Annotated in this window: 12 protein-coding genes; 1 reads left to right on the top strand and 11 read right to left on the bottom strand. The window is 70.4% G+C overall.

Features of this window, described 5'->3' with window-relative positions; genetic code table 11:
• Window positions 1–63: 63 nt before the first annotated feature.
• From ACLB9X_RS04735 to nagB, 11 genes are all read right to left on the bottom strand, one after another.
• On the bottom strand, window positions 64–1,152 hold the full coding sequence (locus tag ACLB9X_RS04735; RefSeq protein ID WP_410358933.1) for a HEAT repeat domain-containing protein: 1,089 nt from the start codon (window positions 1,150–1,152) through the stop codon (window positions 64–66).
• Window positions 1,149–7,520, bottom strand: a complete 6,372-nt coding sequence (locus ACLB9X_RS04730) for a DUF4157 domain-containing protein (protein ID WP_410358932.1) — start codon at window positions 7,518–7,520, stop codon at window positions 1,149–1,151. Before ACLB9X_RS04730 ends, ACLB9X_RS04735 begins: the two co-directional genes overlap by 4 nt.
• Window positions 7,517–7,813 (bottom strand): hypothetical protein, encoded by a 297-nt coding sequence (locus ACLB9X_RS04725; protein WP_410358931.1) that lies wholly within the window; start codon window positions 7,811–7,813, stop codon window positions 7,517–7,519. Before ACLB9X_RS04725 ends, ACLB9X_RS04730 begins: the two co-directional genes overlap by 4 nt.
• Window positions 7,804–9,993, bottom strand: coding sequence for an ATP-binding protein (locus ACLB9X_RS04720; RefSeq protein WP_410358930.1), 2,190 nt, complete (start codon window positions 9,991–9,993; stop codon window positions 7,804–7,806). The genes ACLB9X_RS04725 and ACLB9X_RS04720 overlap by 10 nt, the downstream gene beginning before the upstream one ends.
• 33 nt (window positions 9,994–10,026) lie before the next feature.
• A complete protein-coding gene (locus ACLB9X_RS04715; protein WP_410358929.1) occupies window positions 10,027–10,836 on the bottom strand; it encodes a DUF4255 domain-containing protein in 810 nt (269 codons plus the stop codon).
• Complete coding sequence (locus ACLB9X_RS04710; protein WP_410358928.1) at window positions 10,833–11,552, bottom strand: hypothetical protein; 720 nt, start codon at window positions 11,550–11,552, stop codon at window positions 10,833–10,835. Before ACLB9X_RS04710 ends, ACLB9X_RS04715 begins: the two co-directional genes overlap by 4 nt.
• Window positions 11,545–12,282: a hypothetical protein gene (locus ACLB9X_RS04705; RefSeq protein WP_410358927.1), complete on the bottom strand. Its 738-nt coding sequence runs from the start codon at window positions 12,280–12,282 to the stop codon at window positions 11,545–11,547. The genes ACLB9X_RS04710 and ACLB9X_RS04705 overlap by 8 nt, the downstream gene beginning before the upstream one ends.
• A gap of 25 nt (window positions 12,283–12,307) precedes the next feature.
• Window positions 12,308–12,832 carry a phage tail protein gene (locus ACLB9X_RS04700; RefSeq protein ID WP_159694533.1) on the bottom strand — a complete coding sequence of 175 codons (525 nt, stop codon included), beginning with the start codon at window positions 12,830–12,832 and terminating at the stop codon, window positions 12,308–12,310.
• 36 nt (window positions 12,833–12,868) lie between these two features.
• Entirely contained in the window at window positions 12,869–14,719 is a 1,851-nt protein-coding gene (locus ACLB9X_RS04695) for a phage tail sheath family protein (protein ID WP_410358926.1), read from the bottom strand.
• A 785-nt stretch (window positions 14,720–15,504) separates the two neighbouring features.
• Window positions 15,505–16,077, bottom strand: a complete 573-nt coding sequence (locus ACLB9X_RS04690) for a transglycosylase SLT domain-containing protein (RefSeq protein WP_410358925.1) — start codon at window positions 16,075–16,077, stop codon at window positions 15,505–15,507.
• A gap of 540 nt (window positions 16,078–16,617) precedes the next feature.
• Complete coding sequence (nagB, locus tag ACLB9X_RS04685; protein WP_410358924.1) at window positions 16,618–17,403, bottom strand: glucosamine-6-phosphate deaminase; 786 nt, start codon at window positions 17,401–17,403, stop codon at window positions 16,618–16,620.
• Window positions 17,404–17,529: 126 nt separating this feature from the next.
• On the opposite strand from nagB, the gene ACLB9X_RS04680 reads away from it, so the two are divergent.
• A complete protein-coding gene (locus ACLB9X_RS04680; RefSeq protein ID WP_410359157.1) occupies window positions 17,530–18,132 on the top strand; it encodes a hypothetical protein in 603 nt (200 codons plus the stop codon).
• Window positions 18,133–18,227 lie beyond the last annotated feature (95 nt).

Here is an 18,227-nt window from a genome sequence, read left to right as displayed (position 1 = left end):
CGTTGCGAAGGCGCTGCTGACTGCGCATGCATTGGTGGGATCGATGTGTTTTACATGGGGCGCTCAACCGCACGGGATTTCCTGGAGATGCCCCCATCGGTAAAGAGCACCCAGTGCGAATCGCCTTTCGTTCACCAAGTGCGCCAACTCCTGCTGCTGCTCCCAAAGAATCGCGCCCTGCACGTCAATTCCTGTCCTGTTCTGCAACTCATCGGTGAGCTGTCCGATGAGCCACGTGTCGTCACTGTGCCTCAGCGTCTCGACCAACTGGGTGATGTCGACAGGACGACCGGCTCGATAGCAGATTCCCCTGCTCATGGCTGACGCAACGGGAGCCCACTCGCGCCGCGCCACATTCAGTTGGTCCACATCTCTGGGCTCTGTTCCTAGAAGTCTCCACAGGTACGACATGGCGGTCTGACTCACGTCGTGTTCATCGGATTGCGCCATGGCCTGAAGGGTCTCGTAGCTTTTCAGGTCACCCAGGAGGAAGAGTGGTTTCGCGGCCAGTACGGCAAAAATAGGAGATGGGTCGCGCGAGACTGTGGCAAGCGTCTCGATCATGCCGTCAGTGACTGCCACCTCCAGAGCCTGAACAGCTTCCTCCTGTGCTTCGGAGTCAGGATTTGACGCAATTTCGAGCAAGAGGGGTGCACGTGAATGATCGCCGTGTTTGGCCAGTGCTACCACTGCCTTGATCAAGAGGGACTGCGGCTCTTCCTCTTCAGCCACCCGCGCAGCTTGGCGGTCGACCGTCTCTCTGAGTGCAGCCAGCACGTCGCTATCGGCATGAGCTCCCAGTGCCGAGGCCGCCAATGCTCGCCGAGTCTCGAACCTGTCCTCGTCTGTGAGGATCTCGACGAGGTGCTGGATTGCCGCCTGATTTCCTGATGCGCCTACTGCTTCCATGGAATATCTGGCGAGCGGGAGGGAGTCGGATTCCAGATTTCCTAGGTGGACGGAGACTGCTTCCGGGCTTCGGTTCCGACGGATCACCTCGGCCAGTCCTGGACTGTTATAAGGGTCGACTGCGAATGCTGTGACGACCTTGTCAAGGACAGTGGCCCCCAGGCCGAGCAAGCGCCGGATGGCGACCGCGGCGTTCTTTCCGCCTGGTTGTGCCAGACGGAGGAGTTCCTCAGTGCTACTCACGATTTCCGGCTCTCTTCTTCCTTGTCCAGTTGGGCAAGGATCTGCTCTTTGGTCGTCTCGAACCATGTGGTGATGGGGTGATGATCTTCCTGGATGATGTAGATCATGTTCTGTACGTCGTTGCCGCCTCCCCAATTGGTAGGATTGATGTGATGCTCCTGCCAGCCGACCGCACTTCGGGGCGTGCCGCCCTTGCCATTGAGATAGAGGTCTCGCCAATCCATTCCCCAATACCTCTTCTCAATAACTGCCTTCGCCCAGTTTTCATCGTGCCTGTTGTTTCTTGGGACGGTCCGGTCGGTTGGCTTACCGTTCTTCTTGATCTCCCGCTTTTCTTTGTCTTTCTCTTCTCTTATGTAGCTCCGCCATTCCTCTTTGCGTTCTTTCACGGCTCCTTCGTTGTCCCGGCCTGGCTCTACGTGATACTTCCCTTTGGGGCGGGGTACGCTTGTCGGACGGTTGAAGTGGATGTTGGCTGGATGCCAGACGTTGGCCTGTAGTGGGGTGTAGCTCACCCATTTCCAATTCGGGAAATTGCTGTAATCTCCGACGAAGGATTTGGGTGCCGTTCTTGTTGCCTTGAATTCGTTCTTGTATTTCTTTTCCTTCTGGGGCTCGTCGTAGTCGACCCGATCGCCTGACTTTGCGTCTCGTTGCTGATGGACAGTCTCGACGTCTTTGGGGCCGGGATTCAGAGTTGCGCGGATCGTTATGTCGGGGGGGCCGGTTCCTTCGAGCTTGGACAAGCGGTACCAGAGGCGCATTTCAGTGAGCATCGCCTGGAATGAACTGTCGGGCATTCCATGCTTGGTTTTCGACTTGATGCGCGGCCGGATACGGGCGATGATCTTGTCCAGTCGGTCTTCCTTCGACTCCTTCGAGTTCTCGTCCTTCTTTGTCCGGTCCTTGTCCGACGTGGACTTGGGCCTGCCTGGGCCACTCCTGTCCGGCCTTGACCTGGGACGGGCAGGAGTGGCTGTGCCCGTCCTGGGCTTGGTCTTGCCGTCGCCGTCCTTGTCCGTCTTCGGCTTGCCGGGCGCGTCCTTGTCGTTTTTGGGCCGGCCCGGACCTTCTTTGTCGTCCTTCGGCTTGCCCGGCCCCTCCTTGTCGGTCTTCGGCTTCGTCGGGGCCGTGTCCTTGGGCTTTGTCGGGTCCGTGTCCTTCGGCTTCGACGGGTCCGTGTCCTTCGGCCGAATCGGATCCGTGGCCTTCGGAGGCGTCGGAGTCTTGTCCGTGGGCTTCGGCTGGGGCGTGGTGTCCTGGTCGTTCTTCGGGCCGGTCGGAGCGTCCTCTTTCGGCTTGGGCGTCGGGGCCGTGTCGGGCTTCGGCTTCGGCGGGGGAGCCGGCGTCGGCTTCGGCTTGGCGGGCGGGGTCGGGCGGGTGTCCGGCTTCGTGCCGTCCGCGTCCTTCGGCTTGCCCGGGCCCGTCGGCTTCTTGCCGTCCGTCGGGGTCTTCTGCGTACCCGGCCCCGGCTTACCGGGAGCAGGCGGGTTCTTCGCGGGGCCGGGCTCCCGGCGGGGCGTCGTCGGCCGCGGAGACGGCGTCGTCGGGCGGGCCGGCGCGGCGGGCGCCGGCTGGTCCTTGCCCGGGCCGCCCTTGTCACCGGGCACCGCCGGCGTCGCGGCCGGGGTCTTGCTCGGCCCCTTGTCCTTGCCGAGGTTCGCCGCCACGCCCTTCAGGCGCTGCCCCACCTTCGTCACGTACTTGCCGATACCGCTCAGCAGCGCTTCATAGGCGAGTTCGAGCAGCGCCACGATGCCCGCCGCCACCGCCTTCGCGAAGAGGACGCCCGCGCCGCCCTGGCGGACGGCCTTCAGCCAGGTGATGACCGCGCCGATCGCACGCAGGATCTCACCGAGCGCTCCGATGGCGACGCGAATGGCGTCGATGACGGCCATCGCCCAGCCCGCACCGGGGATCAGCTTGGCGATGACCTTGGTGATCACGATCTCGCCGATGATGAACGGGAGTTGGGGGACGATCGCGTCCCACGTCTCCTTGACGATCTGTTCCAGGGTGATGCCACCCTTGATCAGTTTGTCCAGGATGGCCTTGGGGACGCCGATGATCTCCTCGATCTTCGACTGGAACCACGACTTGACGGCTGCCTGGACCTCCCGGAACAGGTGGTTCTTCGCGCCGTCCACCGCGGAGTTCTTGGCGCCGCTCAGCCAGCCGCCCGGGTCGGAGAGGAAGTCGACGGCGATGAGCATGAAGTCGCCGAGCGCGCTCAGGAGTTTGGCGGCGAAGTCCAGGACCGTCTTGATCGCGTCCACCACGGCCTTGATCACGTCCTGCAACATCTTCTTCAGGATGTCCAGGATGCTGCTCAGCAGCTTGCCGATGGCGTCCAGCAGATCGCTGATGATCTGCTTCAGCATGTTTGCGAGCTTGTTGACCAAAGCGATCGCGGCCGCGATCAGATCGGTGATGAACTTCCGGATGCGGTTCGCCAGCTCGATGACGGCCCGCACCATCGCCTTCGCGAACTCGATCAGGTCGTTGATCAGGTTCTTGATCGTGTCGACGATGAACTTGCGCGCCTCGTTGATCCAGCGCTCGACCGTCTCCTTGAAGTTCCTGATGAAGCCGATCACCGCGTCACGCGCCGCCCGGATGACCCGGACGATCGCGTTCTTGATCTCGATGACCTTCTGCTTGATCCAGTCGAAGGCCTTGGTGACCCAGTTGCCCGACTCCTGGACGCTGTCGTCGCGCTGCTTCTCCGCGTCCCTCTCGGCCTTGGTGTTCTCGTCCTTGATCTTCTTGTCGCCGTCCTCCTTCTCCTTGGTGACGTCCTCGTCGGTCTTCTCTTCCTTGTCCTTGACGTCCTTGCGGACCTTCTCGTGCCGCTCGGTCTTCTTCGTACCGAGCTTCTTCAGCTCCGCGTCCTGCTCCGTACGCCAGTCGGCGCGCTGGGCGGTGACGTCGCTCATCGCCTTCTCGCGCTCGCCCGCCTGGCTCTCGGTGTTGGACGCGATCTCGGCGTCGACCTTCTGCTTGTGCTTCTGCTGCGAGTCGCGGAAGTCCCTGTCCTTGGTCTGCCGCCCCTCGGACATGCCCTTCTGCCCGTCGCTGAACGCGGCCTGGAACTGCGGCCCGCGCTCGTGCTCGGCCACCTCGGACGCCGCCTCCGGCGGCACGACTCCGGTCGGCGCCCCGCCCGCCGGTGCGCCGCCGCCCTTGCCGCCCTGGCCGCCGGGGACCTTGGCCTGCATCTGCTCCTTCGGAGCATTGGGGTGGACTTGGTCCTCACCCATGGCACGAGCGGAGTCGTCCCGGGCCGTGGTGACGGCCTCCTGGCCCTTGGCGTCCACGGCGGAGCCCTGCTCGCCGGCCGTCTGCTCGGCCGCGCCCTGCATCTCGACGCCCGGTGCGTTGCCCGCCTGGGCCTGCTTGAGCGCCTCGTCCTTGGTCGGCAGCCCGGCGAACTTGGCCGCCAGCTCCTGCGCGTCGACCTCGAAGCCGACCCAGCTCAGCACCTTGCCGATGCCGAAGCCGAGGGCCATCTTGAAGGTGTCCCAGCCGCCCGGCTCCTCGGCCTTCTCCGCCTGGATCTGCCCCTCGGGCTCCTTGGCGCCCGTGACCTCGGCCTTCTCGTCCTTCGGGGCCTCGGACCTCTGCGCCGGGTCCTGGGAGTACTGAGCCGGCGCGTCGGCCTTCGGCTTGCCCTCCAGCGTCTGCGGAGCGCCCGCCGGACGCTGCATCGAGGGCGGCGCCGCAGCCAGCGCCTTGTGCTCGTCGCCGACCGTGCGGTCGACGGACCCGCTCACGCCGCCCATGGCCTGGAGTGCGATGTGCGGCTTGAGCTGTGCAGCCGTCGCCAGGCCCGCCTCCGGGGCCACCCCCGAGAGATTGGGGGCCGGCGCGGAGTCCTTCTTGCCCTTCGCCGGTACGGACGCCTTGCCGCCTCCGCCTCCGCCGCCACCTCCGCCACCGCGCGGCGTCTTGGGGGCAGGCGCCTGCTTCGGCGCGGACTCCCGCCTCGGCGTCGCGGCCCCGGACTTCGGGGCCGGCGCGGCGGCCGGGGCCTTGGGGGCCTTGACCGGCTCAGGAGCGGCGGGTGCCGGCGCCTCGGGCGCCGGGGGCTCCGCAGGCGTCGGCCGACCACCGTCCGACGACCCGCTCTGCGTCCCCGCGGCGGCATCGCTCGTCGCGACGCCGGGCCTGTCCGCGTTGGACCCGCCGGACACATGGGAGTCCCGTGCGGGCGAGGAACCCTGCGCGTCCGCCGCGGGCTCGCTTCGGCCCGCGGGAGCGGAGTCCGCCGTCCTCTGCTCCTGCTTGGCCGCGGACCCCGGCCCCGCGGCCGTACCGCCCGCCGCCTGCGGCGAGGACTTCTCCTGCCCGGCCCCCGCCTTGTCGGCGGCAGGGGTGCCCTTCTCCTCCTTGGCGGCCGCCTCCTTGCTGTCGCTGCCGTCCTCGGACTTTCCGGGTGCCTCCTGCACCGCCGTCTGTGCGGCGACGGGCCCGGCCTTCGGATCGGCTCCGCTCTTCGGGTCCTTCGACATCGAGCCCGGGGCGGGCGGCGTCGAGGCGGCCTGTTCCAGGGCGAGAGCACTGGACGTGGCGGGGGCGCTTTCCTCCAGCTCGGGCTCCGGCTCCGCACCGGCCTGCGCGTCGTCGGGCTCCGCCTCCGCGTCCTGCTCGGCCGCCGCGTCCTCGGCGTCCTCCGCGTCCCGCTCGGCCTGCACCTTGTCGGCCTTGGTCACCGGGGGAGCGGGGAACGAGGGGACCGCCGGAGCGGCGGACGACGACGGGTCCAGCGTGTCCGCGGTCGGCACCCCGGACACGTCGAGGTCCTGCTCCGGAAGGAAGTCCTCGGGCTGGAGCTTGATGTCCCAGGCGCTCTTCTCGCCGCCCCCGACCTCGACGTCCGACTCGCTGCCGGAACCGAACGGGTCCTCCTCGGCCTTCTCCTCCGGGTCGAGATCCTGGTTGCGTACGCCGTCGAGCCTGCTGAACGGGCCCGGGTCCTGGGTGCCCTTGCCCGACACCGCCGGCGAACCAGCCGGCCTCTCCTGCCCGAACCTGTCCTCGGGCTTCACCTGACGGCCCGCCACGAGCGCGTCGACCGCGCCCGGACGGTTCCTTGCCGCGGACTCCTCCTCGCTCGCGGCCGGGGCCTCCTGCTGCTCCGGAGCCTCCCTCTCCTCGGTGCCCGCGGACTTCTTCTCACCGCCCTGTGCCTGCCCGCCCTCGGACTTCCCGCTGTCAGAGGCCGTTCCGCCAGGAGTGGACGCCGGCTGCCGCGCCTCGGGAGCCTGAGCGGCACCCCCGCCGTCGGCCCCGCCGCCACCGGAACCGTCCGGCTCCTGCGCCTGTTCGCCACCGCGTGGAGCCGTGCCACCGCGTGGGGCTTCGCCGCCCTGCGGCGTCGTCCCGTCCTCCCGCGTCCCGCCGTTCTGCGGCGTACTGCCCGCGGCACCGCCCGTGCCGGTCTGCTCCTTCTCCGGGCCCGGTGCGACCTGTGGCCGGTCCGTCTCCTCCTGCCGTTCGTCGGCCGACTGCCGTTCCCTCTCGCGCTCGAACGACACCTCCTCGAAGAGATCGGACTCGACGGCCGGCGCGTCGAGCGAGCTCTGCTCCAGCTGCTCGTCCGTCTCCTCGTCGATCTCGATCTCGTCGACGAGGTCGAGCACCCGCTCGTGCTCGGAGCTCAGCAGCCGCGTCTCCAGCCGGTCCAGGACGGCGTCCTGCAACTCCTCGGGCAGCCGCGCGAGTTGCATACGGGTGCGCTTGGAGCGGTCCTCCGGGTCGCCGCGCAGCGAGCGCACGACCGAGTTCGCCAGGCGGTCCACGAGCGTCGCCGGATCGATCTGCTCCAGCCGGTTCCGGTCCGCGTCCACCGTTGCGTACCGCAGCCAGCCCGGCGTCGCCCGGCCCTCCTCGACGGCGGTTGCCGGCTCTCCCTCCCGTACAAATTCCTGCGCCGCCGACTCCGCCTCGCGTTCCGTCGCCTGCTGCGGCAGGCTCACCGCGCCCAGGTCACGGCCCGCGCGCAGCGCGCCGAGACCGTGCGGGTTCTGCACCGTGTGCAGCAGCTCGTGCGCGAGCAGCCGCCGGCCGTCGGCCGTACCGGGCCGGTAGGCGCCCTCACGGAAGAAGATGTCCTGGCCGACGGCGACCGCGTCCGCGCCCAGCATCTGGGTCAGCGCGCCCGCGTCCCGGTCGGTGTGCAGCCGTACGCGGCCGAAGTCGTGCCCGAGCTGCTCCTCCAACTCGCGCCGCACGCTCATGTCGAGCGGCTGGCCCGCACCGCTGACGATGTTCTTCGGCTCGGGCGCGCGCGAGACGGACCGGTCCTTGCGCTTGCGGCGCTTGGCGGACTGGTCCGGCCTCGACTCCTGGGAGTGGGCGGTGCTCATCGTGTCACCTCGCCCCTGCCCGCCAGGCCCGTGTGCACGGCGCGCGCCAGCTCCTGGCCCAGCCGGCGTGCCGAGGCGGTCGCGGGCAGCGGCGGCAGGCCCGCCAGGCCGTCGAGCGCACGGCCCCCGTCCGCGGCGATCGGAACGCCCCGTTCCCGCACCAGCCGGGCCAGTTCGGCCTGGAAGGCCGCCGACACCCGCTCCGGGTCCACGCCCCGGCCGAAGCCGTCGAGCACCAGCTCACCGATGTCCACCCGCACCGCCGTCTCGCGCGGTGCCTCGTTCAGACCCATCCGTGGACCTCCGAGGGTGTCAGGGAGCGGTCCAGCTTGAGGTACTCCGTGCGCGCCGCCTCGAGCATGTGCCGCATCTGCAAGCGGTCGCCGTCCTCGGCGGCGAGGAACGCCCCCGACAGCGCGATGTTGCGGATGGAGCCGCCCGCGACCGTCAGCCGCGCCAGCAGCTGCGGGTCGACGTCCTTCATCGGGGCACGTGCGGGCAGCACACGGCGCCAGATCTCCGCGCGTTCGCTCTCGCCGGGGAACGGGAAGTCGACGACGAAGCGGATACGGCGCATGAACGCCGTGTCCAGCGCCTGCTTCATGTTCGTGGTCAGGATCGCGAGACCGCGGTACGCCTCCATCCGCATGAGCAGGTAGCTCACCTCGAGGTTGGCGTAGCGGTCGTGGCTGTCCTTGACCTCACTGCGCTTGCCGAAGAGCGCATCGGCCTCGTCGAACAGCAGCAGCGCGCCGCCGCGTTCGGCCGCGTCGAAGACCCGGCGGAGGTTCTTCTCCGTCTCGCCGATGTACTTGCTGACCACCTGCGACAGATCGATGATGAACAGGTCCAGGCCGAGTTCCTTCGCCATCACCTCGGCGGCGAGCGTCTTGCCGGTGCCGGAGCCGCCGGCGAACAGCGCCGTGACGCCGAGTCCGCGGCGCAGGGTGTCGGCGAAGCCCCACTCCTGGTAGACGGTGGGGCGCTGCCGTACGTGCGCCACGATCTCGCGCAGGGTCCTCAACTGCCGGTCTGCGAGGACGAGATCGCCCCAGTCCGCCTGGGGCTCGATCCGCCGCCCGAGTTCGTCCATCCCCATCCGGGCCTCGGTGAGACCGGCGCGCCAGGCGAGGCCCGTGGCGTCCAGCTCGTCCTCGCCGGGCAGGTCGCGCGCGACGGCCGCGCCGGCGGACCGCACGAGGTGCGGCGGCAGCGAGAACTGGGCGACCAGGTCGCGCAGATCGTCCTCCGACACCTCCGGTATTCCGGCGAAGGCGTCGGTCCAGACGCCGAGTTGCTCGTCGGCGTCCAGCGGCGGTACGACGACGCGCTCGCCCCGCGTACGCGCCGTCCGGCGCGGCTCGGGGCCCGACACGACGAGCGGTACGGCCGCGCTCTCGACGAACGCGTCGACCGCCGACGCCTGCTCGTGGTCCAGGTCGCCCACTTCGAGCAGCAGCGCGGCTGGCAGCAGGACCGCCTCCCGCTGCCACAACCGGGCCAGCCTGTCGCGCTCGGCGGCGCCGGTGGGGATGTCCTCCGCGGCCATCTCGTACAGGCCGAGCCCACGGCGGCGGGCGGCCGTGGCGGCGATGTCCGCGCGGGTGCGCATGTCCCCGCCGACCAGTTCGACGCGCAGCGGCGCACCCGCCCAGCCGGCCGCGACGCGCTCGGCCGCGAGGTCGTAGGAGGCGGGCAGCGAGTCCGGTACGGCGGCCCGGCGCAGCATTCCGTGCAGCCGGGCGTCCAGATACGGCGAGCCGGCCAGGAAGTGCAGGATGCGCTCGTCGATCCGGAGGCGGGAGGTGGTCAGCCGGGTCTCGTCGTCGAGTTCGACGATGCGCCAGCGCCGCAGGGGGGAGACGGGCGTGAGCGCGCTCCAGTGGGGGTCGCGCAGGGCGGCGAGGGCGAGGGAGAAGGTGGGATACGCCCGCTCCGGATCACCGCAGGCGGCGGCGCACCGGGGGCCGGTGGTCGGTTCGAGCTCGGCGGCGGCCGTGAGCAGCACGACGTCGCGCTCGAACGGACTGAGCCCGAAGCACGCGACGAGCGCGTCGAGCGCGGCGGGTGCGGGGGCGACGGCGGCCATCGCCGCGCCCCCGTGCACGTCACGGCGACGCCGGGCCCGGCTGCCCTGGGCGTCGGCATCTGCGAGCCCGGCACCCACACGACGATCGCCCTCGCCACCCCGACCGGGCGCACCTTCGCGTGCGGTGGGCCCTGCCGTGGCGCCGCCCGCGGCGGTGGGCCCTGCCGTGCCGTCGCCGGGCACGGCGCTGTCCGACTCGTCGGCCGGCGCGTCGCCGTGCGCGCCTTGTCGGCGGGCGGGGCCGCCAACTCCACCGGCCCCGTTCCCGCCGCGCTCCGCGCGGCCTACGCGGCCCGCGCGCGCGTGTGCGTCGACGAGGGACAGGACCTCGTGGATCGCCGACGTCAGCGCGTGGGCCTCCCCGGCTCCCTCGTACGTACCCATGTCTTCACCCGCCCCCGTGGTCGGCACTCCGGCTCAGCTCTTTCCGCCCTGCTTCGGCACACCGGGCCCACCGGCCTTGCGGGCCCGCGGCGTCGCGGCCGTCCGCTTCACCGGTGCCGTGCGCGCGGTCCGTTTGGCCGGTGCCTGCTTCTCGGGTGGCGCCGCGGGCTCGGGGGAGGCCGTCTCCTCGGGAGCCGGCGGCTCCACGGGGCCCGGCGGCACCGGTGCGCCGGGCGCACCGAACGGCAGCACCTTGACCGTGCGTTCCTCAACCGGCTTCGCCGGCGTGGGCTGCTCCCGGCCCTCCAGCAGCACGAGCGACGCCTGGTAGGCGACCGACAGCGAGTACGGCGTCTGGTGCAGCATCCCCCAGAGCTTCGACGTCTCATCGATGTCCATCACGATCGGCGAGAAGCGCACCTTCTGCGGCGACTCGGCGAGGTCCGAGCCGGCCAGGTGCGGCCGCTCCGCCGCCAGTTCGATCACGTCCTTGGGCAGCACGGGGATCTCGTGCAGGGTACGGACCACGCACCCGATGAGCCGCTGCCCGACGAGCTCCGCCTCCTCCCCGTACGCGCTGATCAGGTAGTGCAGGTCCAGCGCGGCCGCCGCGCGCTTGCGCAGGGTGCCGTCCGCGGCGCGGGTCGGCAGGTCGGCGTTGCGCATCGAGGGGTTCGGCGTCACCTGGTACAGGAACACCGTGATGGTCGGTTCGGCCGGCGGCTCGTTCGGCGGCTTGCGGGTCTCCACCTTGACCGCGATGTCCATCTCCGGGCCGAGGTTGCTCTCGATGAGCAGGGCCAGGGCCTGGGTGACCGTCGCGACGGCGAGTGCGTTGCTCATGGTCGGTCCTTCCTCTCGCCGCGCGACAGGTAGTCGTCCAGGGTCAGTACGGGCCCGGGCCTGCCGCCCCGCCCGGCGGGCCGCCGGTCGGCCGCCTGCGACGGCGCCGCCGCGCTGACCTCCAGCCGTCCGATCTGTACGTGCACGACCCGTTCCGCGGGCTTCTGCCCGCGCCGCCCGGCCGCTCCGAGCGCCGCGCCGCGCACCGCGGCCGCGTCGGACCGGCGGGGCACGGGGACGGCCGCCGGGGCAGCCGTCACGGGAGCGGCGTGCGCCCGCGCCGCCGGGGCCGCGGACCGCGGGGCCACGTCACCCGTGTCCCGCGCCGCGCGGTCACGGCGCGCGGTACGCGGCGCCTGCTCCGCCGCCGGCCGTACCGGCGACGGCACGGGCGCGGCGGGCCGCAGCAGGGGCTCCGGGGCGGGCCGGACGGGCACCGGATCCGCTTCCGGGCCCCGCACCCGCTCCGTGCGCACCAGCGTGCGGTTCTCCGTCCGTACGTCGTGCTCGTGCCGCACCGTCGCGGCGGGGGCGGGCGGCGGCACCTGCGCCGTCGGGATCAGGGCCGCCGGCTCGTCCGGGTCCGGCGGCCCGTACCGCAGCGCCTCCACGCGCTCGAACGGACCGGGCAGCCGCGGCCGCACCCGAGTGGGCGCGCCGGCCGCCGCGCCCACCGGCGTGTACCGGGCCAGCAGCCGGTCGAAGTAGTCAGACATCTGCGCACAGCTCCAGGTAGTAACGACGCCGCAGCGGGCTGAGCGCCAGGATCTCCGGCTCGCTCCACCCGTAGGCGGAGGCGAGGAGATGGACATCGAGCAGCAGATCGCGGGCCCAGGTGTCGAGTTCGGTCCACAGATAGGAGGTGATGTCCAGCTCGGCCGGGGTGGCCTCGCCGCACTCGGGGCAGGCGACGTTGAGCGTCACGTCAGCCGTCGGGTCGGCCTCCGCCGCCTTCTCGGCGATCAGCTTCTCCACGCGTTTGGGGAGGAGCGATGCCAGCTCCTCGGGCGCGACCGGTTCGCCGCCCCGCAGCGCACGGACCGTGCAGCCGGTCACCAGCCTGCGGCGCGCCTCGCCCGGACCGGACGCCGTCGCGGCCGCTGCGAGGTCGGCGACGGTCGGCAGCCGGAACTCGACCGCCCACTCGCCCTCCGCCACGCTCAGCGGCCCCTCGGGCAGCGCGCTCCGCGCACCCAGCACGCCCGTGTCGAGGTCGAACTCCATCGCCTCGCCGCACGCCCCGCACTCCACCCGCACCTGCATGCGCTCGCCGAACAACGCCCGGCGCAGCGCGAACAGATCCGCCTCGCGTTCTCCGACCGGCACCGACAGCAGCTCGTCGGCGGTGGCCGCCGGGCGGGCGGCCCGGTGCAGCAGCAGCGATCGCTCCGCCGCCCGCTGCGCCAGGCCGGCCTCCCAGACGGCCAGCAGCTCGGTGGGTCCCACCCCGACTCCCCGTCGCGCCCGGCGGTCAGGCCGGGTGCGTGAAGGACGGTTCGACGGGCTCCGGCACCTCGTAGTCCCGCTCCCAGCCCTCGCATTCGAGCTTCACGCTCTGGATGGCGACGGCGTTGGCGTTCGCGTCGAGCTCGCCGAGGACCTGGTACTCGCTCACCCAGGCCCGGTACAGCTTGTGCGAGACGGCGACCTGCCCGGCCTCGTTGAGGACCTGGATGATGATGTCCTTGCGGAAGTCCCGCAGCGACACCTCCGAGCCGAGGCCCGCCCCGACCTGCCAGACCTTGTTGGCCCAGCGGTCGAACTCGGGGTCGTGGGTGACACCGCGCTCCAGCGTCACCCCCTCGAACTCGGAGCGGCCCGGGGACTTGCGCGGCGAGCTGGGGTCGCCGCCGTGGCGGTGCTTGACCACCTCCGTGGTGCGCTTGAGCGGACTGATCTTGCTGATGCCCGCGACCGTTCGACCGTCCCACAGGACCAGGAACTTGAAATTCTTGTAGGGGTCAAAACGATGGGCGTTTACCTGGAACTCAGCCATCGGTTTCCTTTGTGTTCCTCTTCCTCGGGCCTGCGACTACGACAGGTCGAACTGGCCGGCCATCTGCTGGATCTTGACGATCACGAACTCCGCGGGCTTGACCGGAGCGATTCCGATCACGACATTCACCACACCGCGCTCGATGTCGGCTTCGGTGGTGGTGTCCTTGTCGCATTTCACGAAGTACGCCTCGCGGGGCGTGCCGCCCTTGAAAGCGCCCTGCCGGAACAGGTCGTTGAGATACGCCGACGCCTTCAGCCGGATCTGCTGCCACAGTTGCTCGTCGTTGGGTTCGAAGACGACCCACTGCAGGCCGCGGTACAGACTCTCCTCGATGTGGAGCGCGAGCCGGCGCACCGGCACGTACTTCCACGCGCTCTCCAGCGCGTCCGCACCCGCCAGCGTCCGCGCACCCCACACCAGGGGTCCCACGACGGGGTAGGTGCGCAGGCAGTTGACGCCCAGCGGGTTCAGCAGGCCGTTGTCACGGTCCGTGAGCCGTACGGTCAGCGAACGCACTCCGGCCAGGCGTGCCTCGGTGCCCGCGGGCGCCTTCCACACGCCGCGCTCCCCGTCCGTGCGGGCGATGACCCCCGCGACGGCGCCGGACGGCGGGAAGGCCCGCTGCCGGCCCGTGAGCGGGTCGGTCAGCTGCAGGTGCGGGAAGTACAGCCCCGCGTGGTCGCTGCGCACGCTGTCGAACGCGCCGATGCCGGCGCGCGCGGCGTCGACGCTGCCCCAACTGGAGGGCGAGTCGACGAGCAGGAAGATCCGCCGCTCCCGGCACAGCTGCTGCGCCGCGGAGACGACGGTGACCATGTCCTCCGTCGACTCGTAGGCCGCGAGCTCCGGCAGCGCCAGCAGATTGACGTCGTCGACGTCCCGCAGCGCCTGCAGACCGGTCTTGTCGGCCTCGCTGCCGATCAGGTCGCGCGGGCCGGGGGCGTCGCCGTCCTTGCCGCCCTGGAGTGCGAAGACCGGCGGGTTGACCGAGGCCTCCAGCCCCAGGTCGTTGGCGCATTCGCCGACGAAGCGCACGACGTCGTCCGGATCGAGGGACCCGGCGACGACCTGCAGCCGCCGTCCGAACGCGGTGACCTCGGCGCCGGCGTAGGCGTGCTTGCCCGGAGCGTCGGGCAGGGCCCGCAGCTTGCGCTCCAGCAGCAGGGCCAGCTCGGTGACGTCCGTGGGCGGCTCGCCGTCGCGGTCGGGCTCGTAGAGCGTGAACTCCCGCTCCACGTCACCGATCTTGACCTTCAGTTCGACGTTCAGGTCCGGCAGGTCGGCGGCGAACGGCCTGGACACCGTGCCCGAGGGGTCGGGCCGGTCCTCGTCGAGTGCCTTCACCCGTACGAGGGAGGACCCGGCGTTCACGACCGTATCGACGAAGCGGCCGTGCCCCGAGTGCATCGACAGGCCGGTGAACGACTCCCGGGCGTCGCCGCGGGCGTCCAGGACATGCAGGTTGAACGTCTTGTCCGGGGTACGGGTGTCGTGGTCGACGGCCACCCGCAGGCCCGAGCCCCATACGCCGGGCTCCTTCGCGTGCACCTCCAGCACCGGGCACTCGCTGCGCCCCTCGGTGGACTCGAGCGTGACGCAGGCCTCCTCGCCGCTGCCGGCCCTGGCCACGCGGACGACGACCGCGACCGTGCCGCCGTTGCCGAAGAACTGGTGCACCGCGTAGCCGACAGCGCTCAGGGCGGTCAGACCGCCGAAGCGGCGCTCGAAGTCCGCGAAACTGGTGATGCGGACCGGTTGGTTGAGCGGACCCCGGCGGGTGTGGCCCACGAACGCGGTCACCGACGTGGTGACCGAGGCGATGGTACGGACGCTGCTGGGAAGTTCTTCGATGTATACGCCGGGATAGCCCATGTGCGTCGGCATTCCCCCTCCATTCCCTTTGCGCACCAAGAGATGGGAGAGGACGTGAAGCAGATGTCCGGGCATGCCCGGACACAACGAACGAGCTCTTCACTTTCCCCCGCCACACACCCCGTGCGATATCGGTCTCAGGGGCCATACGCATGCGCATGCGTATGTGGCCCCTGGTGCATGAGTGCCTGTGCCTCTGCGAGTCTGGTTCGTCCCTCAAGTGCCGGTCAAGGGACCGATTCGGTCATCCACCCGAACGCAATCGTGAATGAAGCGGTCGGTTAATCGGCATGGTCAGCGCCATGTGGGTGAACGGATATGGAGGGTGATTCACAAGCACTTCACATTGTTCCGGCGGCCGTGGACGGAATCCGGCCGATCGAAAAAAGCTCCGGCGCGCCGCCTTGTGTCCTCGATGCGGCGGATTGTGGCGGAATTCCGTCCGGAGCGGCTGCGCCGGCCCGCGTGCGCCCCCCGGAAGCGCTCCTCCTGCGCCCGAATCGGCTTTCCCGGTCTGGCCACATCACACTCAACCGTTCCGACGTGCCGACCGGATCACACCGCGGGACGCCGCCGGAGGGAAGCGGCTGTCCGCACGGCCGGAAAGCGATCATCCCGTGGGGCGGTGCGAGGAGTTCCTTCCCCGCAGTGGCTGTCGGTCCGGGGATGCCGGGCGGACAGCGTCACCTCGGACGCGACGGCGTGCAGGAAGCTGCTCCCCCACGACGACGCGGCCCCGCCCGAGGGGGCGGGGCCGCGAGTGCCGAACGGTCCGGCAGGACGGTTCAGAAGGCGGATCAGTAGGCCGAGTCGACGTTGTCGATGGAGCCGTACCGGTCGGCGGCGTAGTTGGCGGCCGCGGTGATGTTGGCCACCGGGTCGGTCAGGTCGTGCGGCGTGCCGTCGACGTGGTAGGCGTCGAAGGTCGGCTGGATGACCTGGAGAAGGCCCTTGGACGGCGTGCCGTTCTGCGCGTTCACGTCCCAGTTGTTCTGGGCGTTCGGGTTGCCGCTGGACTCCCGCATGATGTTGCGGTGCAGGCCCTCGTAGGTGCCGGGGATGCCCTCGGACTTCATGATGTCCAGCGCCTCCTTGATCCAGCCGTCGAGGTTGTCGGGGTAGACCTTCTTGGCCTTCTTCGCGTTGTCCTTCTTCGGGTTGTCCTTCTTGGGCTTGTCCTTCTTCGCCGGTGCGAGCTCGGCCGTCGCCAAAGTGGCCTTCGACGCGCCCTCCGTGACCGGAGCGGCCTGTGCCGACGAGGGAACCAGGGTGAGCGCGAGTGCTGCGGCGCCCGCCGTGGCCAGGCCGGTGACAGAGAGCTTGCGGAAGCGGGCGGTGCGGGTGGCGGTGGTCTGCGTGGCGGCGGTCATGCGGAAGGAACTCTCCAAACGGGGGACGTCATGGGGAGGCCGACCACGGTGGCGATCGGCGGGCGGCGGAGAAGGTCTCCGCCGGGGCCGGAGCGGTCGACCGGGCGGGTATTCGCCCGGTCCCGGCGCTGGCTCCCCGGAACGTCAGCCATGGTTAGGGGCGGTTCGGGACCGGTGCAAGAATGTGACCTACTACCCCACTACAGAGCAATGTCGTGGAGAGGCACTTCTGTCGCATTTGCCCCGGGGGTGCCAGGGGTCTGAGGTCCACTACCGCCTTTAGGACGTGACGTGGCTCCTATGCGCGGCATCACAAGAAGGGCGGTGCTGAGGGGTAGCTGCGCTACTCGCAGTGAGCGTGCGTTGCGGCCGGCGCGCTGCCGGAGTGGCCGGCGATGCACGCGCCGGCCAGGGCGAATACGGGTCGCCTGGGTGGCCCGCGGTGGGCGGCGGCCGGCCGGGGCGCGTGCGGGCCGCCGAAGCCGGAAAGGAGCGGGCCCGGCCGATCCGGCCGGGCCCGCCCCTTCTTCACCTGCGGGCTTACAGCCCCTGCCACTCCGGCTTCGCCGCGTACGTGGCCCGGAAGTAGTCGGCGAGCTTCAGGCCGGTGGCCGCGGCCTCGTCGACCACGACCGTCGCGTGCGGGTGGAGCTGGAGGGCGGAGGCGGGGACCAGGGCGGACAGCGGGCCCTCGACCGCGAGCGCCACGGCGTCCGCCTTGGCCTTCCCGGTCGCCAGCAGCACCAGGTGGCGGGCCTCCAGGATGGTGCCGATGCCCTGGGTGATGACGTGGTGGGGGACCTGCTCGATGTCGCCGCCGAAGAAGCGGGCGTTGTCGACGCGGGTCTGCTGGGTGAGCGTCTTGATCCGGGTGCGCGAGGCGAGCGAGGAACAGGGCTCGTTGAAGCCGATGTGCCCGTCCGTGCCGATGCCCAGCAGTTGGAGGTCGACCCCGCCGGCCTCCGCCAGAGCGCGGTCGTACGCCAGGCAGGCCGCCGCCACGTCGTCGGCGGCTCCGTCGGGGCCCAGGAAGGCGGCCTCGCTCAGACCGAGCGGCTCGACGACCTCGCGCAGGACGACGGACCGGTAGGACTCGGGATGCCCGGCGGGCAGGCCCACGTACTCGTCGAGCTGGCAGATCCGGGCGCGGGAGGCGTCGACCTCCTTCGCCGCGACCTTGGCCCCGAGGGCTTCGTAGACCGGCAGCGGGGTCGACCCCGTGGCCACGCCGAGGAGAGCGTCGGGCTTGCGTCGCAGTAGGGCGGCCATGGCTTCGGCGATGAGCTCGCCGCCCGCGGCGGAGTCCGGGACGATGACAACTTCCACGAAGATCCCTGTCTCTGAAGCACTCAGTGGTGTAGACCAATCTACCCGGCGGGAGGGATCCTGTCTCCCGGAGAGGGCGGTTACGCGCCGGTAATCCGGCGGGTGGGGCGGGCGTCCCGTCGACGCATGGCTGCGCCGCGTGTCCACGAGAACACGCCCGAGCCGGCGAACGAGCGCAGCGCGATGCACGCACCGTCAGAACAGCGGCAGCTGCCCCGGGAACTCCGGCACGAAACTGCCGTCCAGCGACGGCTGGAGCGCCGGGGCGACCGGCGCCTGACGCCGCGAACCAAGGCAGGAGACCAACTCCGCGCCGGCACGGGCGCCGGCGGGGTCATGACGCGCGAACCGTCCCGCCACGACGGCGATCTCACGGCGGCGGCGGCCACCGGCAACGCGGCCGGCTACTGGTTCGCCGGCTTCTTCCTGGTGAGCACGTTCTTCCGGCCCGCCGGCGCGTACTTCACCCAGCTGCGCCGCCGCCTCGGCGTGCTGCTGAAGGACGTGACGCACCCCCGCGACGACGTCGTGGAGCTGCGCGCGCAGGTCGCCCGCCTCCATGCCGGGACGAGGGTCCTGGAGGAGAAGGCCGAGGAGCAGTACCGCGCCATCGCCGAACTGCGGCGCTCGGTCGACGCGTTGGGCGTGTCGGTGTTCGCGCGGGCCGCGAGGCCGATAGGAGGATCGCCGCGATGGGGCGCGAGTTCGAGTCCGCCGTCAACCGGCTGACGGACAACGAGGAGATCATCACGGGACTGAAGGCGTTCCTCCGCATGCTCCGCACGCCCGAGGCGACGGGGACGTGACCGCTCAGCCCACGGCGA

This window comes from Streptomyces sp. 5K101, from assembly GCF_046506645.1.
GTDB lineage: Bacteria > Actinomycetota > Actinomycetes > Streptomycetales > Streptomycetaceae > Streptomyces.
The sequence above is the reverse complement of the archived record's forward strand: the minus strand, read 5'-3'. Positions and strand labels throughout refer to the sequence as shown.